The following is a 24,428-nucleotide window of genomic DNA, read 5'->3' as shown; positions in this document are numbered from 1 at the left end:
CGGAGCGGCGGGAAGCCGCCTGCGGCACGCTGCACCCCTCCCGCTGGCGCGTGGAGCGGCCGTAAGCGCGGGCCGCCAGCCTTACCGTCGCCCACCGGCTGCGCCGGGCGGCGCGCTCAGTGCGCCCGCGGCGGCAGCTTTCAGCAAGCGCCGGAAGGTCGGGCATTCCGCATGGCTGGGCGCGCGGCACGCGGCGGCGTGGCGCAGGCCATCGCTCATGGCCTGCAGGCGCTTGATGGTCCGCTCGATCTCGTCCGCCTTGGCGAGCAGTTGCTTGCGATCGATCTGCGCCTTGCCACCGGGCGCGAACATGGCACCGATCTCGTCGAGCGAGAAGCCCGCCGCCTGCCCCAGGGCGATCAGCGCCAGCTGATCCAGCACGGCTGGCGCAAACCGGCGCCGGCCGCCCTCGCGCGCGAGCGAGCGGATCAGCCCCTTGCGTTCGTAGTACCGCAACGCGGATGCCGCCACGCCCGAGGCCTTAGCTACTTCGGAAATGTCCATGACTCGCTTGACTTGAAGTTGACTTCAACTTCTATAGTCCCCTCATCGTCATCGACGGTCAACCGTCCTGAGTCTTGAGGAGCAATTCATGGCCACCCTGCCGCACATCATCTTCGACATTCTCGTCATCGGGGCCGGCGCCACCATCGTGATGGATGCGTGGCTGCTGCTGCTGAAGCGGCTTGGCGTACCGGTCGGCAACTTCGCCATGATCGGCCGCTGGGTCGGCCATCTCGTGCAAGGCCGCTTCCGTCACGCCGCCATTGCCAGGTCAAGTCCGATCCCTGCCGAGTTGCCCCTCGGCTGGCTGATTCACTACGGCGTCGGCATTGCCTACGCAGCGCTACTGGTCGCCATGCAGGGATCGCGCTGGCCGCAGCAGCCGTCGCTCGCGCCAGCGCTTGCGGTGGGCATCGGCACGGTCGTGGTGCCGCTGTTCGTCATGCAACCCGCGATGGGAGCCGGCATGGCCGGGGCGAAGACGCCCAGCCCGTGGCGGAACTGCCTGCGCAGCGTGGCGAATCACACCGTGTTCGGCCTCGGCCTGTATCTCGCCGCAGTCGCACTGGCCGCGCTCTCGCGCTGATGCCGGTACGAGCCCGTACGCAACCCGATACCGCTGCCACCGGCAGCACTCCACCTCCCTTCACTGCATCCGTCATGAAAAAGATTGCCATCATCTATCACAGCGCCCACGGCCACACCCAGTACATTGCCCGACATATCTGCTCCGGCGTGATGGAAGTGGAAGGCATCGAGGCACACCTGGCACGCGCCGAGGATCTTGCCGGCCAGCCCGACCGCCTGCGCGCCTACGACGGCCTGATCCTGGGCTCGCCGACCTACCTCGGCGGCGTATCGGGACAGTTCAAGACCTTCATGGACGCCACCGGGCCGCTCTGGCGCACCCAGGGCCTCAAGGGTCGGCTTGCCGCGGCCTTCACGGTCTCGTCCCTGCCGGCTGGCGACAAGCAGTCCACATTGATGTCGCTGTTCACCTTCTGCATGCAGCACGGCATGATCTGGATCGGCAATCCCATCCTGCCCGAGCAGCGCGGCGGCGTGCCCGAGGCGGAAGCCGCCAACCGGCTCGGCTCGTGGACCGGGCTGATGGCGCAAGCCGGGCATGCGTCACCGCCCGCGGCCTTCCCGCCCGGCGATCTCAAGACGGCGCGCATGTTCGGCGCGCATTTCGCCCGCAGCGTGCATCGCTTCGCCGAGCCGGCACCGGGTGCCGATGTGGCCGGCGCCGCAAGCCTGGAGGCATGAACATGTACCGCAAAGCCATCGTCCCGCTGCTGTTCGGCCTGATCCTCTCGGGCTTGATGTCACTGGTGGTATCCGGGGTCTCGACCTACCGCGCGGTCGGCTTCGGCGAGCCGTTTGCACGGCTCTGGCTGGGCGCGTGGCTGACCGCATGGCTGGTCGCCTATCCGCTGGTGCTGGTGATTGCGCCGCTGGCCCGGCGCATGGTGCTGGCCCTGGTCGGAGAGCGCCCCTGAGCAGGCCCTTGCCCAGGCGATCGCCGGTCAGGCCTGGCGCGGCGTCATCGCCGGACCGCCGCTGGCGCGCAACCGGGCCGCGATTTCCGCATCGCTGATGGCATGGCGCTCGCGATAGGCCTGCCTCAGATCGCGGAAGCCCGGCGGCGCGGCCAGGCAGACCATCTCGTCCGCATACTCGCGTACCGCACCCAGCGCGGTCGGCGCCGCCACCGGGACGGCACACACCAGCCGTGCCGGCGCTTCGCGACGCAGGGCGCGCAGCGCGGCGATCATCGACATGCCGGTGAGAATGCCATCGTCCACCACGATCACCACGCGACAGGTCGCGGTCAGCCGCGCGCGATGCGGCGTGTACAGATGCCGGCGCTCCCGCAGGTGCCGCAGCAGGCTCGATCGCTCTCGTTCGAGATAGGCGTTGCCGGCGTCGCCCACGGCGGAGGTCGGCGGCAGGTAGGACATGCCCGACTCGTCGATGGCGCCGACCGCGTATGCCACGTTGTATTGCGCACCGACCCTGCCCACCAGCGCGACATCGAAGTCGCCCTCGAGCGCGCGCGCGACGAACTCCCCGATGGGTACCGCGCCGCGTGCAATGGCCAGCACCAGCGGATGGCTGCCATGGTAGGCGGCAAGGGCTTCCGCCATCTGGACGGCGGCTTCCTCCGGATCTTGATACATGTTGGTCCCCGTAAATGGCGCGGCGCGGGGCCGTGCCCTGGCGTCGTCGTCGGGTCGGCGTCGGCCCGATCCTCAGGCGGACGTCCGCTGCCGCGCAGTGCCGTTGCCGCCCCCGGCTGGCGGCACGGACGCGGCCAACATGGACGACATGCGTCCCATCTGCTCATAGAAATTGCCGAGCGCCTTCGACAAGCCGTCCATCCCCATGCCCATCGGCATACCGCTCGCCGGCTTGCCGCTCTCCTCGCCCGGCACCGCCCACGGCGCACCCGTGGTCCGGCACCCCTCCAGCCACGCCGACCAGCCGTCCGCGAAGGCGCGGCCATATTCGCGCGCGAGCGCGCTCTGGTGTTCGAGCCGATCCGACATCAGCTGCGCAAAGATGCCCTGCAACGCGGCCTGATCGGTTGCCGTGGTCACGCGGCTCAGCATCGTCTTGCCGCTACGCACTTCGTCGTCCAGCGCCTTGAGGTGCGCTCTCATCAGGGCGCGCCGAATATCCTGCGCCGCGACAAAGGCGCGGCATCCTTCGGTCAGGGCCGCACGCATCATCGTAAAGGACAGGTCGGCAGGCACGGTGGCATCGTTCATCACGGTCTCCTGGTGTCGTCCGGCACCGGCCCGGGCCGGATTGCCAGTCGGACGGTTGTTCATGGCTACACCATAGTCGGCGGACCATGCCAACGGTTGTCACGGATCAAACTTCGGGCAGATGGGTCGCGCGCCTCGCCGTTGATGCAGGTCAAGTGCCGCCGCCGCACCACGCCTACCCTTCGCTAGGGCCACGCCACGTCGGCGCTGCCCTTTGCCCGCGCCGCGTTGCGCTGCTGCCCGTTGCGCTGCTGCCCGTTGTGCTGCTGTCCGATGTGCAGCTGCCCGATGTGCGGCTGCCCGTTGTCCTGCTACCCATTGGCGGTGCTATCCATGTGCTACCCGTTGCCCGTGCCAACCATTGACCGCCGTGCGCGAGGAGAGGACATTGGACGCTAACGTCGTCGCCGACCAGGCATCGCACGAGCGTGGCCGGAAGCATCCCGCGACAGTGCCGCAGCCGCTGCACGATGCCGCCGCCGCGGGCGCGGCCGCGTTGCTCGACAGCCTGCACACCGGTGAAGCCGGCCTGACCGAGGAGGACGCCGCCGCGCGGCTGCGGCAAACCGGCCCCAACGACGTGCTGCCGGTCCGGCGCACGCATCTTGCCCTCGACATCGCGCGCCGGCTGCTGAGCCCCTTGAGCCTGATGCTGCTGGTACTGTCCGGCATCTCGCTCGCCATCGGCGAATTCAGTTCCGCCGGCATTACGGCCTCGATGGTCCTGCTGAGCGTAGGCCTGGCCACCTGGCAGGAGCGCCGGTCGGTCGCGGCCGCCACGGCACTGCGCGCGCTGGTCCACAACACCGCCACGGTCCAGCGCCGCGCCGACGCCCACGCCGCGCCCACCCACCGCGAGATTCCGCTGGCGGAACTGGTGCCCGGCGATATCGTCCATATCGGCGCGGGCGATATCGTGCCCGCCGACTTGCGGCTGCTGTTCACCAAGGACCTGTTCCTCAACCAGTCCGCCATGACCGGCGAATCGGTGCCGGTGGAAAAGCATGCCGGCGACGCCCCCGGCACGCCGCCCGCGCTGCTGCCGGGGGACCTGCGTAACGTCGCGCTGATGGGTACCACCGTGCTCAGCGGCACCGGCAGCGCGGTGGTGGTATTGACCGGACCGCATACCGTGCTCGGCACGATCTCGCGCCTTGCCACCCAGACCGCGCCGCCGACCGCCTTCGAGACCGGCATCCGGCGCGTGGCCAACCTGATGCTGACCCTGATCGGCGTGATGACGCCACTGGTGTTCCTCATCAACTACCTGACCAAGGACGATCCGTTCGAGGCGTTGCTGTTCGCGCTTGCGGTAGCGGTGGGCCTGACACCGGAACTGCTGCCGATGCTGACCACCGTCACCTTGTCCAAGGGGGCGCTGGCGATGGCCCGACGCAAGGTGATCGTCAAGCAGCTCGCCGCGATCCAGCAGCTTGGCGCCATGGACGTGCTCTGCACCGACAAGACCGGCACGCTCACGCAGGACTCCGTCATCCTGCACCGGCACGTCGATATCGCCGGCAAGGAGTCCGAGCGCGTATTCGCGCTGACCTACCTGAACAGCCATTTCCAGACCGGCCTGCGCAACCTGCTCGATACCGCCGTCCTCCATCACGATGAAGCGGCCACGCGCGCGGCGCGGCTCGACGAGGGCTACCGGCTGGTCGACGAGATTCCGTTCGACTTCGAACGGCGCCGCATGTCCGTCATCGTCCAGAGCGAAGCCGGGCACCTGCTGGTCTGCAAGGGAGCGGTGGAGGAAGTGCTGGCGGCGTGCGAGACCTGCGAGTGCGACGGCGCCGTCGCGCCGCTCACGCCGGCGCGCCGACGCGACGCGATGGCGCTGGCCCGCAGGTTCAACCATGAAGGCTTTCGCCTGCTGGCCGTGGCCTTCCGCCAGCACGCGGCGCCGCGCGCCGCCCATGGCGAGGCGAACGGGGACGCAAACGGTGGCGGCCCCCACGGCACGATGGCTGAGGGCACCGCCACTCCGCACAGCGCCACCTATGGCGTGGCCGACGAGCAGGCGCTGACGCTGGCCGGCTTTGTGGCCTTTATCGATCCGCCCAAGGAAAGCGCCGCCGGCGCGTTGCGCGCGATCCGGGCCAGCGGTATCGCCGTCAAGGTCCTGACCGGGGACAGCCCCGAGATCGCCCGGCATGTGTGCAGGCTGGTCGGCATCGATGCCGGCGAAATCGTCCTCGGCCGGCAACTGGAGGGCATGGACCTCCCAGCCATGGGCGAGCTTGCCGATGCGGCCACGGTATTCGCCAAGCTCACGCCGGAACACAAGGCGGCGCTGGTACGCGCGCTGCGTGCGCGCGGCCATGTGGTGGGCGTGCTGGGCGATGGCATCAACGACAGCCCGGCCCTGCACGCCGCCGACGTCGGTATCTCGGTCGACACCGGTACCGATATCGCCAGGGAAACCGCCGATGTCATCCTGCTGGAAAAGAGCCTGCTGGTGCTGCACGAAGGCGTGATCGAAGGCCGCCGGGTCTTTGCCAACCTGATCAAGTACATCCGCATGGCGGCCAGCTCGAACTTCGGCAATGTGTTCAGCGTCCTGGGGGCCAGCCTGTGGCTGCCGTTCCTGCCGATGGCGCCGATCCAGTTGCTGACCTGCAACCTGCTTTACGACCTCTCGCAGACCAGCATCCCGACCGACCGCGTCGACGACGATGCCCTGGCGCAGCCGAGCAACTGGGATATCCGCGTGCTGTGGCGCTATATCGCCGTCATGGGACCGTTGAGCTCGTGCTTCGACTACCTCACGTTTGCACTGCTCTACGGCCTCCTGCACCTGAATACCCCCGCGCAGGCGGGCGCGTTCCAGTCCGCATGGTTCGTGGAATCGATCCTGTCGCAGATGCTTGTGATCTACATCATCCGCACGCGGCGATTGCCATTCATCGAGAGCCAGCCGAGCGCGACCGTGGTGGCCACCACCATTGCCCTGGCCGCCGTCGCCATGTGGCTGCCCTTCTCGCCGTTGGCCCAGGCGCTGCAACTGGTGCCGCCGGTGCCCGCGTTCTGGCTGTACCTGCCGGGCATTCTCGTGCTGTACCTGACCGGCGCGTTCCTGGTGCGCGGCTGGCTGCACCCCCCGGTGGCGGCGCCCGTGCCGCCGCCGCCGGACGGTCCGGCCGCAAAGCCGAAACGCTTGCGCCATATCAAGGGGCCCGTGGCGCGACGCCCTAGAGTGGAGTGACGCAATGCAGGAGACAGCCATGAGAACCGACGACGAACTGAAGACCCTGGTCCGCGACGAACTGAACTGGGACCCGCGCATCACCTCCACCGCCATCGACACCGAGGTCAGGCACGGCATCGTGACCCTTTCCGGCCACGTTGGCTCCTACGCGGAAAAGCTGGCCGCCGAGCGCGCGGCCGAACGCGTCAGCGGGGTCAAGGGCGTCGTGATCAAGATGGAAGTTCGCGAGGACACCGCGCAGAAGGATGAGCAGATTGCCCTCGCGGCCCGTGCCGCGCTGCAGTGGTATGTGCATGTGCCGGCCGACGCGCTGCAACTGGAAGTGGAAAACGGCCGCGTCACCTTGCGCGGCGACGTGCAATGGGGTTTCCAGCGGCGCAGCGCCGAGAGCGTGGTCAGCCATCTGCGCGGCGTCCGCGGCGTGCATAACGAGATCCGCGTGATACCGAAGCTCGTCCCGGAGGAAGTCGAGGGCAAGATCGAAAGCGCCCTGCGGCGGCACGCGCAGCGCGAGGCCCACCATATTTCCGTCAAGGCGTCGGCCGGGGTGGTCACCCTGGAAGGCACGGTCGATTCGCTCGCCGAACGGCGTGCCGCGGTCGGTGCGGCATGGTCGGCACCGGGTGTGTCGGAAGTCATCAACCGCCTGCGCGTGGGTTGATCGGTCATGCCCGCAGAGACGGCTGCCGCGCCCGAAGCCTTGCTGGCCCGCGCCCGCATGTTCTGGTTCGACCTGTATCTGCACGCACCGGTATTCCCTCTGTCCCAGGGCCTTTTTCCGATGGAGCCCGGCCTGCGCCAGGCATTCATCGACCAGCATCGGCAATGCCGCGCGCGCTGGACCGGGCGCGTGCGCGTGCTGGGCTTCGACCGCGACGCATTCGACCGCGCGTGTATTGCCGTGCGTGCGTCATGGTTTGGCCATGACGACATCTTGATGCGCATCCGCGGCATGGCGCACGCGGCTTGTCTTTACCCACAGGAGAACGCGATGTCCCGCAGAATCATGATCCCGATCGACAACAGCCACTGCGCCGCACGCGCGCTCGACGTGGCCATTCGGGAAGCCGCCCTCAACGGGGCGCAACTCGAAATCGTCCACGTGATCGACTACGGCTTCCTCAAGTACGAGCAGAGCGCAAACGACCTGCTGGAAGCGCGGCGCGAACGCACTGCCGCGGGCATGGCACTGCTCGACAAGGCCTCCCAGCGCGCCGAGCAGGCCGGCGTTCGCCATACCGAACGACTCATCAACGATACCGCCACGCTCGGGGACGTCACCGGCCGGCTGCTCGACCATATCCGCGAAACCGCTCCGGACCTCGTGATCGCCGGCACGCATGGCATCAGCGGGTTGTCGCGCGCGGTGCTGGGCAGCGTAGCGGAAAGCCTGGTGCGGCAAGGCACGGTACCGGTCATGCTGGTGCGGGCCGATATGGCGATTGCCGGCGTGCCGCCGGCCACCGCGCTGCATCAGACAGGCGCGTAAGCCCGTGCGGCACCGGGCGTGGCCTGCCACGCCCACACGCGCTCCGGTGCACGCGCCTTTGCCGCGAGCGCTCACGCGCGGGTGCCGCTCGCGGCGCCGTCATAGCACCATCAGCGCACCATCAGCGCACCATCGGCGTTTCCCCGCGCCCGCCAGCTTCGCTACGGTCCCCCGCTTGCCACGGCACACCTGCCGGCGTGTGTCATCACCGCTCCCCTGCTTCCGTCGTACCGCGTCCATCCGGCATGCCACCCATGGGTGCCGTTATGGGTCCCAACATGGGTGCCGTCAATGCGTGGCGCCCTCACCGCGCGTACGGCATGTCTCCAGCGCTCCGCGCACCTGTAAGGCGTTCCTGACATCGCGTGGCCAATGCCGGTCCGGTGTGGCCGCGTCATCCGGACACGCGCCATGGCAAGCGCCGGACAGCTTTCGCAGCAATGGATGATGTCGCGAGGCAGCCGCGCCGCCGATACTTCAGACGTACCGCCCGCGATGGCGGAGGCCGCATCGCTCAGCAACCGGAGGCAGCCATGACGTACGACAGCAAGGACGGCCAGCACAGTTGCGGCGATCTGATCCGGTACGCACGGACACTGCGTCCAGGCATGCATCTGGTCACGGCGCGACGCGGTTATGTCCACCATGGCATCTATGCCGGCGACGGCAACGTTGTGCACTACGCCGGCTTCAAGGGCTGGTTGACGCGCGGGCCGGTCGAGCGCACCACGCTCGCGGCGTTCGCCGGCAGCCACGGCTTCGAGGTCAGGCCGGCGCCGCAGGCACGCTATCGCGGCGACGAGGTGGTAACGCGCGCCCTGTCGCGGCTCGGCGAAGACAGGTATCGCCTGCTGTCGAACAACTGCGAGCATTTCTGCACCTGGTGCCTGTTCGACGACAGCTACAGCGAGCAGGTGCGCGCGCTGCCGCGTCGTCCCTGGCGCGCGGCGCACGTGCTCGGCAGCCTGCTGGCCGGGGCACTGGCCGGCTTCGCGCGCCACCAGATACACGCGCTCGCGGCACTGGCCCGACCCATGGAAGCTTGACCAAACGCAACGTGCCAGCGCCCATGGCGACTACATTGGCAAGATACCCGGGCGCGACCGCGCGCCCTCCGGAGCGGCAACGCCATTGAGGATAGGCAGCATGAATGTCTCCAACCGCAGCTACTCGCTCGGCTACCTCGCGCTCGCAGTACTGGTGATGCTGGCGTTGCAGTACTACGTGGCATCGCTCACGATCGACACGCTGGCCTACAGCGAATTCAAGACGTTGCTCAAGGCGGGCAAGCTGCGCGATATCACGCTCGGAGAGAGCTCGATTGCCGGCATGCTGGACACCGCCGGACTCGACCAGGTGCTGTCCGCAGAGCGTGCCAAGGCGCTGCAGCACGGAGCCGCCGGCGGCGCGCGTCAGTTCGCGACCGTGCGCATTGCCGACGCGGGTCTCGTGACGGACCTCGATGCCGCCCATGTGCGATACGCCGGCCAGCCCGACAGCCGCTGGCTGGGCACGCTGCTGTCGTGGGTCGCGCCGGCGCTCATGGTGTTCGTGCTGTGGCTCGTGCTCGCGCGTCGCATGGGAGGGACCATGAGCGGCCTGACCGAAATCGGCAAGAGCAAGGCGCGCGTCTACTTGCAGAAGCAGACCGGCGTCACCTTCGCCGATGTCGCCGGCATCGACGAAGCGCGTGCCGAACTGATGGAAGTGGTCGACTTTCTGCGCACGCCGGAACGCTATCAACGCCTGGGAGGCAAGATTCCCAAGGGCGTGCTGCTGCTTGGCGCGCCGGGCACCGGCAAGACGCTGTTGGCGCGCGCGGTCGCGGGCGAAGCGGGCGTGCCGTTCTTCAGCATGAGCGGTTCCGAGTTCGTGGAGCTGTTCGTCGGTGTGGGCGCGGCGCGCGTACGCGACCTGTTTGCCCAGGCGGAACAGAACGCGCCCTGCATCATCTTTATCGACGAGCTCGATGCACTCGGCAAGACCCGCAGCCTCAACCTGGCCGGTGGACAGGATGAGCGCGAACAGACGCTCAACCAGTTGCTGGTGGAGATGGACGGGTTCGATCCCAACAAGGGGGTCATCCTCATGGCCGCCACCAACCGGCCCGAAATCCTCGACGCGGCGTTGCTGCGGCCCGGCAGGTTCGACCGCCATGTCGTGCTCGATCGGCCCGACCTCAAGGGCCGCGAGCAGATCCTGCGTGTGCATGTGCGCAAGGTCCGCCTGGCAGCGGCCGTCGATCTGCACGCGCTGGCCGCGCGCACGCCCGGCTTTGCCGGGGCGGACCTGGCCAACCTGGTCAACGAAGCCACGCTGCTGGCGGCGCGCCATCACAAGGACATGGTCGACATGGAGGCCTTCGATCAGGCGCTGGACCGCATCATCGGGGGACTGGAGAAGCGCAACCGGATCATGATTCCGCTGGAACGGCAGACCGTGGCCTATCACGAGGCCGGGCACACGCTGGTGGCGGAACATCGCAAGCATGCGGACCCGGTGGCGCGGGTTTCCATCATTCCGCGCGGCATCGCCGGGCTCGGCTATACGCAGCAGACGCCGGCGGAAGACCGCTATCTGCTCCGCCGCAGCGAGCTGCTCGATCGCATCGACGTACTGCTGGGCGGACGGATGGCCGAGCAGATCGTGTTTGGCGATGTTTCCACCGGCGCCGAGAACGACCTGCAGCGCGCCACCGACATGGCGCGGCAGATGATCACGCAATACGGCATGAGCCAGTCGCTGGGACTGCCGTGCTATGAACGGGCGCCCGGGCCCTTCCTGCCCGGCGGCGCGGCCAGCGCGCGCGGCGAGCGCGAGTACAGCGAATGGACCGCGCGCGCCATCGACGACGAAATCCGCGTCACGCTGGCGCAAGCCGCGGAACGCGTACGCCAGACGCTGCTGGCCGAGCGCGCGCGCCTGGACGGACTGGCCACGCTGCTGCTGGAGAAGGAGGTGCTCGACCGCGCCGCACTCGACGCGTTCCTGCACACGGACGCCACGCAGCCGGCCGCGGAGCCGGTGTTGTCGTAAGGGCCGCGGCGCCATCGTAGCCATTCATCGGGCGGCAGCGCCATCGCCGTCAGGCAGAACCTGCCCCACATTGTCGGAGGACGCATACCATGTCTCTCATCCCCATGTCTCTCATCCCCATGTCTCTCACCTCGCTTCGCCAGACCATCGCGCTGACCCTGCTTGCGCTATCCCTGTCGATCGCGCCGGTCGCGCTCACCGTGGCCCATGCCCAGTCGCCCAATGCCGACGAGGGCGCCGCGCCGCCCCGCATCCGGGAAGCGTCCGGCATCACCTACGTTTCAGGCGGCGTCGGCCTCGACGACGTGGCGCGCATGCGCGCGCTGGCCCCGCGCTTCAACGTGCGGGTACGGTTCGAAGACCGTGCCACCGGTGCCTCGCTGGCGGACGTGCGGGTGGTCGTGCTCAACGACAAGAGCCAACGGCTGCTGGTGCTCACCACGGAAGGGCCACTGCTTTACCTCAAGATGCCGCCGGGCCGCTATCTGCTGGCAACGGCCTACCAGGGCAACGTGCAGGAACGTGCCGTCACGGTGGGCCGCAAGGCGCAGGATCTTTCCATCGGCTTTCCCATCAACGACATGGAAGACGCATGGCGGTACTGCGCGGGCGGCAGCAGGTGCCGCGGTGCCCGGGACAAGTGAGCGCGCCCCACCTCCCGCCGACGACGCGCGGCCAACATGCTGACCTACAAGCCGCTGGGCATCGATACCTGGCACGAGCATGTCATCTACCTGCATCCGGACTGCCCGGTATGCCGGGCAGAGGGCTTCGCCGCGCAGGCGCGCGTGCAGGTGCGGATTGGCGAGCGCCAGCTGATCGCCACCCTGAACCTGGCCGGGGCACCGCTGCTGCGCACCCATGAAGCCGCGTTATCGACCAGCGCCGCGCTCGAACTGGCGGCGCGCGCCGGCGACCATGTGACGGTGACCCACGCTCCCACGCTCGCGTCCCTGCGCGCCGTACGCGCCAAGATCCATGGCCGGCGCCTCGACGCGGCCCAGATCGGCGACATCATCGCCGACGTGGCCGGCGAGCGCTACACGGACATGCAGATCGCCGCGTTCCTGACCGCCTGCGCGGGCAACCGCATGAGCGAGCCGGAGATCGTCGGGCTGACCCGGGCCATGCTGCGGACCGGCGAGCAATTGCACTGGCCCGTCCCCGTCGTCGCCGACAAGCACTGCGTGGGCGGTCTGCCCGGCAATCGCACCACGCCTGTCGTGGTCGCCATCGCGGCGGCAGCCGGGCTCCTCATGCCCAAGACCTCATCGCGCGCGATCACCTCTCCGGCGGGCACGGCCGATACGATGGAAACCCTCACGCGCGTCACGCTCGACAGCACCGAACTCCGGCAGGTGGTGGAGCAGACCGGCGCCGCCATGGTCTGGGGTGGCGCGCTGAACCTGAGCCCCGCCGACGACATCCTGATCCGCGTGGAGCGCGCGCTGGACCTTGACAGCGACGCCCAGCTGGTGGCCTCGATCCTGTCGAAGAAGGTGGCGGCCGGTGCCACCCATGTGCTGATCGACGTGCCGGTGGGCCCCACCGCCAAGGTTCGCGACGAAGACCATCTGCAGCACCTGGAAGCGTGCATCCAGCGTGTGGCGGCCGCCTTCGGCCTGCGCGTCATGCTGGTGCGCACCGATGGCAGCCAGCCGGTGGGCCGCGGCATCGGGCCCGCGCTCGAGGCGCACGATGTGCTCGCGGTACTGCGGCGCGAACCCGACGCACCGGCAGACCTGCGCGCGCGTGCATTGCAGCTGGCCGCGGCCCTGCTCGAATTCTGCGGCACGGCCGCGGCCGGGCAAGGTGCGGCGATGGCCGCGGCGCTGCTGGACAGCGGCGCGGCGTGGAGCAGGTTCCAGGCCATCTGCGAGGCGCAGGGCGGATTGACGTTGCCCGGCACTGCGCTGTTCCGCAGGGACGTCGTCGCCGCGCGCGCCGGCATGGTGACCGCGATCGACAACCGGCTGCTGGCACGCACGGCAAAGCTCGCTGGCGCCCCGACCCATCAGGTGGCGGGCATCGCCATGCAGACAAGACTGCACGACCGCGTCGAGGCCGGGCAGCCGCTCTTCACCATCCATGCGCAGGCCTCCGGGGAACTCGACTATGCCTATGCGTATGCGATGGCGAATCCGGCCATCACCCTCGCACCCATCACCCTCGATGACGGGACCGCAACCACGCCGGGCGAACATGGGTGGGCTGGGGATTGAAGGCGGGCTGGGGATTGAGGCCGGATTGAGGGCGCGGATCGGGTGCGGATCGGGCGCGCATAGAGGGCAGCGGCGCCCGGCGGACGGAGCGGCCCGGTTCAGGCCGCCCCGTCGAGCGTATAGGACTCGCGATACTCAGGCATCGTGACAGGCCAGCCAAGCTCGCGTTCGATGCGCTGGCGCAACGCGTCGCTGGCCTGCGGCTCGCCATGCACGATAAAGGTCCGGTGCGGGGCCTGCCGAAAGCCCCCGAGCCAGGTCATCAGCTCATCCACATCGGCATGCGCCGACAGGTTCTCGATATGGTCGACATCGGCGTGGATCGGAATGTCCTTGCCGTGCAGCCGGATCATGCGCCCGCCGGCAGCGAGCGTGGCACCACGCGTGCCACCGGCCTGGAAGCCGGACAGCAGAATCGTGTTGCGCGGATCCGGGCCGAAACGTTCGAGGTGATGCACGACCCGTCCACCGGTAGCCATGCCGCTGCCGGCCAGGATGATCTTGGGACGGTCGTCCTGATTGAGGCGCACGGAGTCCTCCATGCTCTGCACGGGCCGGGCCATTTCGCATGCCGCGGCACACGTCGCGCTGTCGATGCGCAGTTCCTCCGGGTGCAAGGCAAAGATGCGTGTGGCCTGGATCGCCATCGGGCTGTTCAGGTAGACCGGGACATCGGGCAGGCGCCCCAGCTGCCGCAAGCGGTACAGGCAGTACAGCAGCGACTGTGCGCGTCCCACCGCAAAGGTCGGAATGACCAGCGTGCCGCCGCGCCCGATGGTGCGGTCGACGATCGCGCCCAGCGTGTCGACCGGATCGGTGGACGGATGACGGCGATCGCCGTAGGTCGATTCGACCACCAGCCAGTCGGCCTCCGACAGCAACTCGGGGGCGCGCATGACCGGATCGACCTGGCGCCCCAGATCGCCCGAGAACACCAGGCGCCGTCCACCCACATGCAACGTAACGCTGGCGGCGCCGATGATATGCCCGGCGTGGCGGAACTCGGCCTCGACCCCGCGCGCCACCACGTGCCGCGTGGCAAACGGAACCATCTCCATGCGCCGCAGGGCGTGCGTCGCATCCCCGGCGGTAAACAGCGGCAGTGCCGGATGATGGCGCGAAAAGCCCTTGCGGTTGGCGTAGACGGCGTCCTCTTCCGCCAGCGCGGCGCTGTCGGGCAACAGCACATTGCATAACTGCACCGTGCCGGGCGTGCAGAACACCGGCCCGCGAAAACCGTTGCGTACCAGCACCGGCAGGTAGCCGCTATGGTCGATATGCGCGTGCGTCAGCACTACCGCATCGAGGGTGGCCGGGTCCACCGGCAGCACATCCCAGTTGCGCAGCCGCAGGTTCTTGAACCCCTGGAACTGGCCGCAGTCGACCATGATCCGCGCATGGCCGGTGTCGACGACGAACTTCGATCCGGTAACGGTGTCGGTCGCGCCGAGACACTGCAGTTTCATGACGGTCCTCCCGGTAGATGCCGCTCACGTATGCGTCAGAGATTCACGCGGATATTGTTGACCACCGAGCTCACTCCCGGCGCCGACCAGGCCGCGTTCATCGCCGCCTCGCGCTCGGCCCACGTGCGCAGGCTGCCGCCCAGGACCACGGCGCCACCGGCGACGGACACCGTGACCTGCGCGGCATCGTCCACCGCCTGGCGCTCGATCGCGGCCTTGATGCGCGTGCCGAGGTCCTCGCGGCTCGCCTGGGGCCGGATGCCGATGGCGTTGATCACGCTCTTCACGCCCAGCAACGACGCCACCGCACGCTCCGCGGCCATGCGCTGGTAGTTCCAGTCGACGGTGCCCGTCAGCCGCACCACGCCATGCTCCACGGTCACCTGCACGCGCTCGACCGGCACAAAGGTATTCCATGCCAGGACGTTGGCCGCCGCCCGCGCGATATCGCCATCGGTACGTTCGGCATCGGCGGGCAGCCGCACGTCGATCTCCACCGCCAGCGCCTTGACGCCGGGGATGCGCCGCACCGCGTCTTCCGCCGCGTTCTTCTCGGCGAAGCTCGCCAGGTGGCCGGTCAACGTCACCACCCCATCGCTCACCTGCACGCCGACACCGGAGGCATCGACCGTGGGTTCCCATTCCAGCTCCTCCAGGACACTCTGCCTGAGCTGCGTATCGTCTTTCATGCCTGTCTCCATGCCATCATCGTCGAAACCGGGGCCGGCACGCGCCGGCGCCGCATTACATGCGCAGCGGCGCTTGCACTTGCCCCGTGCGCTCGCGCTGCTGTTCATTGCGCACCAGCGCGGCCAGCATGCTCCAGTCGGAGGCGATCGCGCCCAGCAGGTCGTCAAGCGAGACCACACCGGTCAATGCTTCGCCATCGAGCACGCCAAGCCGGCGCACGCCATGCGAGAGCATCAGTTGCATCGCATCCTGGATCGTCGCCTGGCCGCGCACCGTGACCAGCCCCGGCGTCATCGCGTCGATCACACGGGCCTGACACGGGTCCGCCCCCATCGCGTCCCCAGCCAGCACGATGTCGCGGTCGGTCAGAATGCCCACCACGCGCTCGCCGGCATCGGTGTGCTCGGTGACGACGAGGCTGCCCACATGCTTGTCGCGCATCTGCACAGCGGCCTCCTGCAGGCTGCGGTCCGACGGAATATGCACGGCATCGTGCGAACAGATTTCCTGGATATTCATGATTCACTCCTGTGATCGCGAGAGGTGTGTATAGAGCGGTGTCTAGAGAACGGGATGAACTCGGTGCGGGCCTGCGGGGGAAAATGGACCACGCGTGCCGCGCTGCCGGCGCGCGCGAGCCTCCCTCAGGCCGGGCTGGCCCCCGCACCGGGCGAGGCAGCCGTTGCCGCCGCGGCAGCCGCTTGCTGCGGCACCTCGCGCACCAGCAGTACCGGCACCGTGCTGTGGCGCGCGAGCGTTTCCGCCACGCTGCCCAGCAGGACGCGCTTGAGGCCGTGCCGGCCATGCGTGCCGACCACCACCACATCGGCGCCCGACGTCCGCACGTATTTCTCCACCAGCCCGGCCACGTCGCCCATGCTGAGGATTTCGTCGATCAGCGTCTCGACGTGGCGCACACCGGCCTTCTCCGCCACGCCGGCGGCGTCCCGCAACAGGTCCTTGCCGGCTTCGACCAGCGCCGGGCTGATATCCGCGCGCAGGCCGTAGCCGGTCTCGTATTGCAGGTACGCATAGTTGATGACGTGGAGAATCTCCAGCCGCGCCTCGCAACAGAGCGCGAGCTGGATCGCCTCGTCGAGCGCGCGGCGCGCGCATTGGCTTTCGTCGATTGCCACCAGAACATGTCGGTACATGGCCGCCACTCCTCCCTTAAGCCTGAAACCTGAAATGCCCGCTGTGGAGCACGATATTGCGGGCACCGGTCATCTCGAAGAGGCTGCGCGCCATCGCCTGGATGGCATCGCGATGATGGACATACGCCTCCGACAGGTCCTCGTAGCGGTACGAGCGCGCGCCGAAATGGTCCTCGAGCGCTTCCGCGGTAATGTCGTAGCAGGCCGGCGCGCCATCGACCCTGGCTTCGCACTGGAGGCTCGGCCCGGCCGGGCAATAGGACGGCACGCCGTCCGGGAATTCGATCTGTTTCATGACTTGTGCAAACGGTGCGGGCGAGATTGCGTCGCGTTTCACTCAGCGTAGGCGCCAGTGCCGGCCGCGCATTGACATGTGTCAACCGTGGCGGCGCGGTCGGCAAGGCCGGCGTCGGCCCGCTACCGATTGCCGTCCGCATCGTGCACCAGCAGCACCGGTACCCGGCTGGCAGACACCACGGCCTGGCTCACGCTGCCCATGAAGAGCCGGTAGAAGCTGCGGCGGCCATGCGTGCCCATCACGATGAGGTCGGCATGGCTGCGCTCCGCCTGGTCCACCAGCGTGGGACCGATCTCTCCCTTGCGGATTGGCGTTCGAATCAGCAGCGTGTCATGCGCAACCCCCTTGCGATCGAGCATGTGACTCGCCTCGGCGAGGACCCCGCGGCCGTAGTCCGCGATGCTGCGCAGCAGGTCGTCGCGACGGATGAACGCCACATCGAGAAGCGGCTCGCTGTCGTCCACCACATACACGGCGTCGACATGCGAGCCGTGAACGAGCGCGAGGTCAATCGCCGTGCGGAGGGCGTTGCGCGCACAGTGGCTGCCATCGAGCGCCACCAGAATCTTGCCGAACATGTCGTGCCTCCCCCGGGATCGCGGGAGCGCGCGATTGCGGTCCCTGGTTCAGCGTAGGTGGCGGCCACCACCTCACCTTGATCCAGCGCATGCATATGTGACGCCGCTGATTTGATCGAACGCAAGCGGTGGGCAGACGGCCTTTGACCGACCTTTGACTGGCGTCGTATTTTTCCTATTGTGCAAGGCAGAGGCCCTGCCCGATCCGTGCCTGACAGAGGAGACAACCATCATGCTGAGCGCGCATGAAATCGCAGCCTTGCTCATCCTGGATGCGCCCACATCACACGCGTATCTCAATCCCGGCGACATCACCGCATTGGCCAGCCGCAAGCTGATCGAGCACGACGAGAGTGGGTCCGCCATCGGCCATATGCGCATCCAGATCACGCCGGCCGGCAGAAAGATGCTGCGCGCCTTCCACGGCGATACACCGGCGCAGCCGCGGGCGTGATGCCCCGGCATGCTCACCGTTTTCCGTGACGGGCTCGGTGCCCTGTTGATGCCCCGTTCGCGCCGGCCCGGCGCGCTCCTGGTGCCGTCCTGGTGCCCTTAGTGTCCGAGCAGTACCGGCACCGTCATCGACGACAGGATGGTGCGCGTGACCCCACCCAGCGTGATCTCGCGGAAGCGGCTATGTCCGTACGCCCCCATCACGATCAGGTCCGCGCCGGTATCGGCCGCGCGTGACAGGATCATCTCGCCGATGGCGAGGTCGTTGGCGGCGGGCACGTACTCGGTCTCGACCTCCGCACCCACATCGCGCAGCAGCCGCACCGCGTGCGCGGCTGGCGTCGCGTCCACGCGCAGGCTGCGCATGGCGGAGTTGGCGTGCAGCAGGTGCACGCGACTGCCGGCCAGCAGCGGCAAGGCATCGTGCAGCGCACGCGCGCATTCGCGGCCGCCATCCCACGCCAGCAGCACGCGCGTACCGATGCTGTGAAACTCGCCCGCATAGGGCACCACCAGCAGTGGGCGACCCGCCTCGAGCATCATCGATTCCAGGAATTGCGGCGCCACAAAGCTGTCGTTATCGTTCTCGTCGGTCTGGCCCATCACCAGCAACCCGGCTTCGCGGACTTCCTTGAGCATGTTGGCCACCGGCTCGCCTTCCAGCATGCGCCACTCGGCCGTGACCGAGCGCTCCCAGATGGCGGATTCAAAGCGCTGGCGCATCCTTTCGTGCTCGCGCTGGCGCCGGTCGCGATCTTCCTGCACGCACTCGGCCGCGTGATGCATGCGATAGAACCAGGGTTGGGGCGTATAGGTCGCGCATACGCCGACCATGCGGCATTGCTGGGCGGATGCGATGCGCGCGGCCAATGCCACGCGCGTCATCGAGCGCGTGCTGGCATCCACATAAACGAAGATGTTGGGGTAGGCAAGCATGAAGGCCTCCGGTAAAGACTGTGTGCCAGGCGGGCGCCAACGGTGTCATGACACCAAGGTGTCAGGGAGTCATGGCGTGATCGCCACCTTGAGCACGCCGTCGCGCTGTTGTGCGAAGAGTTCGTAGGCATCCACGATGCGGCCCAGCGGATACCGGTGCGTGACCAGAGGCCCCAGGTCGACGCGCCCGCCCTCGATCATGGACATGAGCCGGCGCATGCGCGCCTTGCCGCCGGGACACAGCGAGGTGACGATACGATGATCGCCAAGACCCGCCACGAACGCATCGAGCGGAATCCGCAGGTCCTGCGAATAAACGCCCAGACTGGACAGGGTGCCGCCGGGGCGCAGCACGCGCAGCGCGGCCTCGAAGGTGCCCTGCGTGCCGAGCGCCTCGATGGCCGCGTCCACGCCACGGCCCCCCGTCAGGCGCAGGATCTCGGCCACCACATCGGTCTGGTGAAAATCGAGTGTGACATCGGCGCCAAGCTGGCGCGACACCGCGAGCCGGCCCGCGATGCCATCGACCGCGATCACCATGGCGGCCCCGCGCAGCCGTGCGCCGGCCGTCGCGCACAGGCCGATCGGGCCCTGCGCGAAGACGGCGACGGTATCGCCGATGCGGATATCGGCGTGCTCGGCACCCGCGAAGCCCGTGGACATGATGTCGGGGCACATCAGCACCTGCTCGTCGGTCAGTGCGTCGGGCACCGGCGCGAGGTTGGCCTGGGCGTCCGGCACCAGCAGGTACTGCGCCTGCGCGCCGTCGATGGTATTGCCAAAGCGCCAGCCGCCGGCGGGCTTGTAGCCATGTGCCGTGCATCCACCGTCCTGTGCCGGCCAGCCGTCCTGGCAGGCATACGAATGAAAACCGGGGCAGATCGCCCCGGCAATCACACGCTGCCCTTCCGCGTAACCGCGCACGCTGCTGCCGAGCTTCTCGATCACGCCTACCGGTTCGTGGCCGATGGTCAGCCCCGACTGCACCGGATACTCGCCCTTGAGGATATGGACATCGGTGCCGCAGATGGTGGTGGTGGTGATGCGCAGCAACGCATCGTTGGGGCCCACGTCCGGAATCGGCTTCTCGCGCAGCTCGATCCGGCCCGGCGCGACAAATACGGCAGCCTGCATGGTGCTCATGACGTACTCCTTGCCTGTGCGACCGGCGGGCCCTTGACCAGCAGCACCGGGCACGGCGCGTGCGCCAGTACGCGTCCCGCCACCGAACCGATCACCGCGTCAAGGAAGGCGCCGCGGCCGTGCGTGCCAAGCACGATCGCCGCCGCCTGCAGGTCCCTGGCCAGGGCGACGATGCGTTCGGGCGCAAATCCCACCAGCACATGCTTTTCCACCGGAATATGCGCGTCCTCCAGAATGGCCACCGTCGCATGCATGGCGCGCTCGCCTTCGTCGGCGATCCAGTCCGCAATGGACTCGCGTCCCACCAGGCGCCTGACTTCGCCGCTCAGTTCGGGCATGCAATGCACGACATGTACCTTGAAGTCGTCGCGCAGCAACGATTTCGCGGCAACGCAGCGTGCCGCTGCCTCGGCGTACACCGAGCCGTCCGTGGCCAATACAACATTTCGCAATCCAACCCCTGGCATAACAAGCTCCTGTCCGTTTTCTCGCGCGTCCGCATGCACCTTGCAGGGGACGCCTGATATACAGTCTAGAAAGCGCTGGCGCCGCCCTTTTGACGCAGGTCAATGGCGGAGGGGCGGTTGTGCGATGTCCGCGCAACGGATACGTCCCGAGCCCTTCGGTGCCGGGCGTCATTCCCCATGTGCGTTGCGTTGCCGCAAGGAAAATGCGCGCAGGCATCCTATGCTCGCCAGTGTCCCCACCCGTGCACGCCTCCCCCGCTTGCAGCCATGGCCCCGGCTTCCGACTCGCCTTCGTCTCCCGCCTCACTTGCGGCGGGTTCGCTGGTGTCCGCCTTCGCGCAGTGCTATGCATGGCATCAGGCCGCGACCGCACCGTTTCGCACGCTTGGCTTTGGCATCGACACCTGCCGGCGTGACGGCAAACTGCAGCCGGTCAGCGAGCACACCGTGGCGGCCACACCGTTCTGCCGCCTGGTGGCATTTCGCGCCGCCACGCCCGGGCCCGCGCGCCGGCTGCTGTGCGCGCCGCTGGCCGGCCATCGCGCGCTGCAGTTGCGCGGCATGATCGAGACCTTGCTCGAGGACGGCGACGTCTATGTCACCGACTGGATCGATGCCCGCGATATTCCGGTCTCCGCCGGACCGTTCTCGTTCGATCGCAACGTACTGACGCTGGCCGGCTTCATGACCATGCTCGGTACGGCAGGCCTCGACGTGATCGCGGTGTGCCAGGCCGCGGTACCTGCCTTGGGGGCTTGCGCCCGGCTGGCCGCGCAAGGCATGGCGGAACCGGCGACGTTGGCGCTAATCGCGGGGCCCATCGACGCGCGCATCCATCCCACCCGCATCGACCGGATGGCCGCGGCCATGACCCCGGCGGCGTTTCGCAGGCGCTGGACTGGTCCGGTGCCGGCCGGCTACGCGGGCGCGGGCCGCATGGTCTACCCCGGCTTTCTGCAGGCCGCGGCCCTGAGTGGCGAGGCCGCCGGCCATCATGTGGTGCTGGCCTCCGAACTGGCGACGGCGCTGTGGTGCAGGCCCGCCCACGCCCCCGGCGCCCTGCATGCGGTAGCGGTCCACTATGGGGCGATGCTCGACCTGCCAGCGGAGTTCGTTGCCGATACCCTGCGGGTAGTGTTCCGCGCGTTCCAGTTGCCGCGCGGCCGCTGGAAGGTGGCGGGCGAAGCGGTGCGTCCCCGCGTGCTGCGCACGATGCGGCTGCTCACGGTGGAAGGCGGACGCGACAGCGTGACCGGTGCCGGGCAGACGCACGCCGCGCACGCGCTATGCACCGGCTTGCCGGCTGCGCACCATGCCAGCCTGACGTTCCCGGACTGCGCGCACTACGATCTGCTCGGCGGCGAGCGCTGGCGCGTCCAGGTGTGGCCGGCCATCCAGGCCTGGCTGGCGCGTGCCCAGCCCGCCCCTCAGGGCGGCACCGCGCGCACCGCTCCTCGTGCCGCTCAGGACTCCAGCACGTACGTACCGGGTGCGTCGACAAGCGCCCCCGGGGCCGGATCGCGTGCCGGCACGCGCCCGCTATCGCGCGCCGCCAGCCACTCGAACCAGCACGGCCACCACGAGCCCTCGTGACGCGCGGCTTCGGCAAGAAAACGATCGGGGTCCCGATAGCGCTGCCCGGGCGCACGGCTTGCCACGCGATAGCGGCGATTCGGGTGCCCCGGTTCAGCCACGATGCCGGCGTTGTGTCCGCCCGACGTCAGCACGAACGTCAGCTCGCCGCGCGTAAGCAGATGCAGCTTGTACGCCGAACGCCACGGCGTAACGTGGTCGTGCTCGGTGCCCACCATGAAGATCGGCGCCGCGATATCGGTCAGCGCCACCGGCTCGCCGCCCACGCAATAGCGCCCTTCCGCGAGGTCGTTGCGCAGGAACAGCGAGCGCAGCGTGTCGGCATGCAGGCGGTATGGCAGCCGCGTGGTATCGCGGTTCCAGGCGATCAGGTCATTGGGTCGGGCACGGCGGCCGAGCAGGTATTCGCCGAGATTGCGCGACCACACCAGATCGCGCGCATGCAGCATCTGGAAGGCCAGGGTCATTTGCGGACCGTCCAGATAGCCCTGGTGCCGCATCAGCGCATCGAGCGTGGACAGCGCGCTGTCGTCGATAAACAGACCCAGTTCGCCCGGCAGCTCGAAGTCGGTGCCGGTGGCAAACAGCGTCACGCTGCGCAGCGCGTCCTCATGCTCGCGCGCCAGCCAGGCGGCGGCGATGGTCAGCAAGGTACCGCCAAGGCAGTAACCCGCCGCATGCACGCGCGCGCCGCCGCAGCGTTCGCGCACCACCCGCAGGGCCTCCAGCAGACCATCGCGCAGGTAGTCGTTGAGACCCACGTCGCGCGCCTCTTTGCCCGGGTTCTTCCACGAGACCATGAACACCGTATGGCCGGCCGCTACCGCATGGCGCACCAGGGAATCGACCGGCTGCAGGTCCAGGATGTAGTACTTCATGATCCACGACGGCACCACCAGCAGCGGCTCCGCGGCGACGGTATCGGTAGTGGGCGCATACTGGATCAGTTCGAGGCGCGCATTGCGGAACACCACCTTGCCGGGCGTGATGGCGACATCGCGGCCCACGCTGAAGGCCGGATGGAGCTCCTGCGTGGGCAGGTGCCACCAGCGCGCGGCCAGGTCCTGCATATCCTCGAGCCAGTGGCTCGCACCTTGCACGAAATTCCCGCCGAAGGTAGCCGCCGCAGCCTCCAGCGCGGCCGGATTCATCCACCATAGATTGCTCGGCGAAGCGAGGTCGAGCCACTGGCGCGCGCAGAATGCGGTCAGGCGCAGGTGATGCGGCGACACTCCGTCGAGTTCGCTCGTGATGGTCTCCCAGGCAGCTTCCTGGCGCAGGAAGGCGTCGCGCCAGGTACACCAGGGCCAGCGCTGCCACGCGGCGCCCGCAAAACGCGGATCGCCCGCCACGGGCGCGCGCCCGGCAAACTGCGGCGTGGCGGCATCGGCCAGCGTGGCCGCCAGCCATTGCTCGCCCGCCTGCAGGCATCGCCCCGGCGAGACCGCCAGGTGCATGCTCCAGTCGAGCCACGCCAGCGAGAGCGAGGCAATCGAGATACCGCCGGTCGCGGTGGCGAGCGCGGCACGAATGTCCTTGTCCCACGCGGCATGCGCGTCGAGCGGCGCGACCTCGGGACAGGCTGCGGGGAGAAGATCGCGTTTCATTGCATGTGCTGCCCACCGTTGATGGCCAGGTTCGCGCCGGTCACGAAGTCTGCCTCATCGGAACAAAGGAAGGAAATCAGCGCGGCCACTTCGGCTGGCCGGCCCAGCCTGCCCACCGGAATCTGCGGCAGGATCTTCTGCTCCAGAATCTCGGCCGGCACCGCGCGCACCATGCTCGTATCCAGATAGCCGGGCGAGACGGTATTGACGGTCACCCCGCGCGCGGCCATCTCCAGCGCGAGGGCCTTGGTGAAGCCGTGCATGCCGGCCTTTGCCGCGGCGTAGTTGGCCTGGCCGAACGCACCGCGCGAGCCGTTGACGGAAGAGATGTTGATAATGCGTCCCCAGCCCAGGCCCGCCATGCGCTCGCACAGCGGCCGCGTCATGTTGAACACCGAGTCGAGGTTGGTACCGATCACGGCGTCCCAGTCCTCGCGCCGCATCTTGCGCAACTGCGCGTCCCGCGTGATGCCGGCATTGTTGATCAGCACCGACACCGGGCCAACCTCCGCCAGCACGCGCGTGGCGCATTGCTGGCAGGCGTCGAAGTCGGCCACATCGACGGGATATGTGGCAAATTCCCGCCCCGCCGTACGCTGCGCGGCCAGCCACGATGCCACATGATCGTTGTGGAGCGAATGGGTCACGGCCACACGAAAGCCATCGTCGTGCAGACGCGTCGCGATCGCTTCGCCCAAGCCCCCCATACCGCCCGTTACCAGCGCAATTCGTCCTGAACCCATGGTCGACCTCCTTCAGTGTGTGCGGCGCAAGCAGCGGGCGCGCCAGGGCCCGGGGCCTGGC

At 68.2% G+C, this 24,428-nt stretch carries 25 protein-coding genes and 1 pseudogene; 12 read left to right on the top strand and 14 right to left on the bottom strand.

The features are described from left to right. Positions 1 to 81 precede the first annotated feature (81 nt). Positions 82 to 504 carry a helix-turn-helix domain-containing protein gene (locus DFLDMN_RS20515; RefSeq protein ID WP_423199715.1) on the bottom strand — a complete coding sequence of 141 codons (423 nt, stop codon included), beginning with the start codon at positions 502 to 504 and terminating at the stop codon, positions 82 to 84. Positions 505 to 592: 88 nt separating this feature from the next. On the opposite strand from DFLDMN_RS20515, the gene DFLDMN_RS20510 reads away from it, so the two are divergent. The 3 genes from DFLDMN_RS20510 (at position 593) to DFLDMN_RS20500 (ending at position 2,006) form a co-directional block, all read left to right on the top strand. Further along, positions 593 to 1,090 (top strand): DUF2938 domain-containing protein, encoded by a 498-nt coding sequence (locus DFLDMN_RS20510; protein ID WP_423199714.1) that lies wholly within the window; start codon positions 593 to 595, stop codon positions 1,088 to 1,090. Positions 1,091 to 1,164: 74 nt separating this feature from the next. Further along, positions 1,165 to 1,773 carry a flavodoxin family protein gene (locus DFLDMN_RS20505; protein WP_423199713.1) on the top strand — a complete coding sequence of 203 codons (609 nt, stop codon included), beginning with the start codon at positions 1,165 to 1,167 and terminating at the stop codon, positions 1,771 to 1,773. A gap of 2 nt (positions 1,774 to 1,775) precedes the next feature. Then, positions 1,776 to 2,006 (top strand): DUF2798 domain-containing protein, encoded by a 231-nt coding sequence (locus DFLDMN_RS20500; RefSeq protein WP_423199712.1) that lies wholly within the window; start codon positions 1,776 to 1,778, stop codon positions 2,004 to 2,006. Positions 2,007 to 2,033: 27 nt separating this feature from the next. Here the strand turns inward: DFLDMN_RS20500 and DFLDMN_RS20495 are convergent, their stop codons facing one another. Together DFLDMN_RS20495 and DFLDMN_RS20490 are read right to left on the bottom strand one after the other, a co-directional pair. Beyond that, positions 2,034 to 2,687, bottom strand: coding sequence for a phosphoribosyltransferase (locus DFLDMN_RS20495; RefSeq protein WP_423199711.1), 654 nt, complete (start codon positions 2,685 to 2,687; stop codon positions 2,034 to 2,036). 72 nt (positions 2,688 to 2,759) lie between these two features. Next, entirely contained in the window at positions 2,760 to 3,278 is a 519-nt protein-coding gene (locus DFLDMN_RS20490; protein WP_423199710.1) for a hypothetical protein, read from the bottom strand. Between the two features lie 388 nt (positions 3,279 to 3,666). Here DFLDMN_RS20490 and DFLDMN_RS20485 point away from each other — a divergent pair, with 388 nt between their 5' ends. The 7 genes from DFLDMN_RS20485 (at position 3,667) to DFLDMN_RS20455 (ending at position 13,239) form a co-directional block, all read left to right on the top strand. After that, positions 3,667 to 6,489: a magnesium-translocating P-type ATPase gene (locus tag DFLDMN_RS20485; RefSeq protein ID WP_423199709.1), complete on the top strand. Its 2,823-nt coding sequence runs from the start codon at positions 3,667 to 3,669 to the stop codon at positions 6,487 to 6,489. 19 nt (positions 6,490 to 6,508) lie between these two features. Then, positions 6,509 to 7,153, top strand: a complete 645-nt coding sequence (locus tag DFLDMN_RS20480; protein ID WP_423199708.1) for a BON domain-containing protein — start codon at positions 6,509 to 6,511, stop codon at positions 7,151 to 7,153. A 6-nt stretch (positions 7,154 to 7,159) separates the two neighbouring features. Beyond that, entirely contained in the window at positions 7,160 to 7,981 is an 822-nt protein-coding gene (locus DFLDMN_RS20475) for a universal stress protein (RefSeq protein ID WP_423199707.1), read from the top strand. A gap of 533 nt (positions 7,982 to 8,514) precedes the next feature. Continuing rightward, positions 8,515 to 9,027 carry a lecithin retinol acyltransferase family protein gene (locus DFLDMN_RS20470; protein WP_423199706.1) on the top strand — a complete coding sequence of 171 codons (513 nt, stop codon included), beginning with the start codon at positions 8,515 to 8,517 and terminating at the stop codon, positions 9,025 to 9,027. A gap of 100 nt (positions 9,028 to 9,127) precedes the next feature. Then, complete coding sequence (gene ftsH, locus DFLDMN_RS20465; RefSeq protein WP_423199705.1) at positions 9,128 to 11,017, top strand: ATP-dependent zinc metalloprotease FtsH; 1,890 nt, start codon at positions 9,128 to 9,130, stop codon at positions 11,015 to 11,017. 89 nt (positions 11,018 to 11,106) lie between these two features. Beyond that, the gene (locus DFLDMN_RS20460) at positions 11,107 to 11,661 is read left to right on the top strand and encodes a hypothetical protein (RefSeq protein WP_423199704.1); all 555 of its coding nucleotides are present in this window, start codon (positions 11,107 to 11,109) and stop codon (positions 11,659 to 11,661) included. A gap of 36 nt (positions 11,662 to 11,697) precedes the next feature. Beyond that, the gene (locus DFLDMN_RS20455) at positions 11,698 to 13,239 is read left to right on the top strand and encodes a thymidine phosphorylase family protein (protein ID WP_423199703.1); all 1,542 of its coding nucleotides are present in this window, start codon (positions 11,698 to 11,700) and stop codon (positions 13,237 to 13,239) included. Between the two features lie 98 nt (positions 13,240 to 13,337). Here DFLDMN_RS20455 and DFLDMN_RS20450 read toward each other — a convergent pair whose 3' ends face one another. From DFLDMN_RS20450 to DFLDMN_RS20425, 6 genes are all read right to left on the bottom strand, one after another. Beyond that, positions 13,338 to 14,705 (bottom strand): MBL fold metallo-hydrolase RNA specificity domain-containing protein, encoded by a 1,368-nt coding sequence (locus tag DFLDMN_RS20450; protein ID WP_423199702.1) that lies wholly within the window; start codon positions 14,703 to 14,705, stop codon positions 13,338 to 13,340. A 35-nt stretch (positions 14,706 to 14,740) separates the two neighbouring features. Then, positions 14,741 to 15,394, bottom strand: a complete 654-nt coding sequence (locus tag DFLDMN_RS20445) for a BON domain-containing protein (RefSeq protein ID WP_423199701.1) — start codon at positions 15,392 to 15,394, stop codon at positions 14,741 to 14,743. Positions 15,395 to 15,449: 55 nt separating this feature from the next. Continuing rightward, the gene (locus tag DFLDMN_RS20440; protein ID WP_423199700.1) at positions 15,450 to 15,914 is read right to left on the bottom strand and encodes a cyclic nucleotide-binding/CBS domain-containing protein; all 465 of its coding nucleotides are present in this window, start codon (positions 15,912 to 15,914) and stop codon (positions 15,450 to 15,452) included. Between the two features lie 125 nt (positions 15,915 to 16,039). Continuing rightward, the gene (locus tag DFLDMN_RS20435; protein WP_423199699.1) at positions 16,040 to 16,549 is read right to left on the bottom strand and encodes a universal stress protein; all 510 of its coding nucleotides are present in this window, start codon (positions 16,547 to 16,549) and stop codon (positions 16,040 to 16,042) included. A gap of 16 nt (positions 16,550 to 16,565) precedes the next feature. Continuing rightward, positions 16,566 to 16,844, bottom strand: a complete 279-nt coding sequence (locus DFLDMN_RS20430; protein ID WP_423199698.1) for a DUF1488 domain-containing protein — start codon at positions 16,842 to 16,844, stop codon at positions 16,566 to 16,568. Between the two features lie 122 nt (positions 16,845 to 16,966). Then, complete coding sequence (locus DFLDMN_RS20425) at positions 16,967 to 17,425, bottom strand: universal stress protein (protein WP_423199697.1); 459 nt, start codon at positions 17,423 to 17,425, stop codon at positions 16,967 to 16,969. A 154-nt stretch (positions 17,426 to 17,579) separates the two neighbouring features. Between DFLDMN_RS20425 and DFLDMN_RS20420 the strand changes: the two genes are divergently transcribed. Next, on the top strand, positions 17,580 to 17,879 hold the full coding sequence (locus DFLDMN_RS20420) for a hypothetical protein (protein ID WP_423199696.1): 300 nt from the start codon (positions 17,580 to 17,582) through the stop codon (positions 17,877 to 17,879). A gap of 98 nt (positions 17,880 to 17,977) precedes the next feature. Here the strand turns inward: DFLDMN_RS20420 and DFLDMN_RS20415 are convergent, their stop codons facing one another. The 3 genes from DFLDMN_RS20415 to DFLDMN_RS20405 form a co-directional block, all read right to left on the bottom strand. Beyond that, positions 17,978 to 18,814, bottom strand: coding sequence for a universal stress protein (locus DFLDMN_RS20415; RefSeq protein ID WP_423199695.1), 837 nt, complete (start codon positions 18,812 to 18,814; stop codon positions 17,978 to 17,980). A 69-nt stretch (positions 18,815 to 18,883) separates the two neighbouring features. Continuing rightward, complete coding sequence (locus DFLDMN_RS20410; RefSeq protein ID WP_423199694.1) at positions 18,884 to 19,957, bottom strand: NAD(P)-dependent alcohol dehydrogenase; 1,074 nt, start codon at positions 19,955 to 19,957, stop codon at positions 18,884 to 18,886. After that, positions 19,954 to 20,409, bottom strand: a complete 456-nt coding sequence (locus DFLDMN_RS20405) for a universal stress protein (RefSeq protein ID WP_423199693.1) — start codon at positions 20,407 to 20,409, stop codon at positions 19,954 to 19,956. The genes DFLDMN_RS20410 and DFLDMN_RS20405 overlap by 4 nt, the downstream gene beginning before the upstream one ends. A 117-nt stretch (positions 20,410 to 20,526) precedes the next feature. Between DFLDMN_RS20405 and DFLDMN_RS20400 the strand changes: the two are divergent. Next, positions 20,527 to 21,825, top strand: a pseudogene (locus DFLDMN_RS20400) (hypothetical protein); the annotation flags it as partial. A 62-nt stretch (positions 21,826 to 21,887) separates the two neighbouring features. Here the strand turns inward: DFLDMN_RS20400 and DFLDMN_RS20395 are convergent. Together DFLDMN_RS20395 and phbB are read right to left on the bottom strand one after the other, a co-directional pair. Beyond that, complete coding sequence (locus tag DFLDMN_RS20395) at positions 21,888 to 23,624, bottom strand: PHA/PHB synthase family protein (protein ID WP_423199692.1); 1,737 nt, start codon at positions 23,622 to 23,624, stop codon at positions 21,888 to 21,890. After that, positions 23,621 to 24,367, bottom strand: a complete 747-nt coding sequence (gene phbB / locus DFLDMN_RS20390; protein WP_423199691.1) for an acetoacetyl-CoA reductase — start codon at positions 24,365 to 24,367, stop codon at positions 23,621 to 23,623. Before phbB ends, DFLDMN_RS20395 begins: the two co-directional genes overlap by 4 nt. Positions 24,368 to 24,428: the final 61 nt, after the last annotated feature.

This window comes from Cupriavidus sp. H19C3 (assembly GCF_049393815.1).
Lineage (GTDB): Bacteria > Pseudomonadota > Gammaproteobacteria > Burkholderiales > Burkholderiaceae > Cupriavidus.
This window is presented reverse-complemented; position numbering and strand designations above follow the sequence as displayed.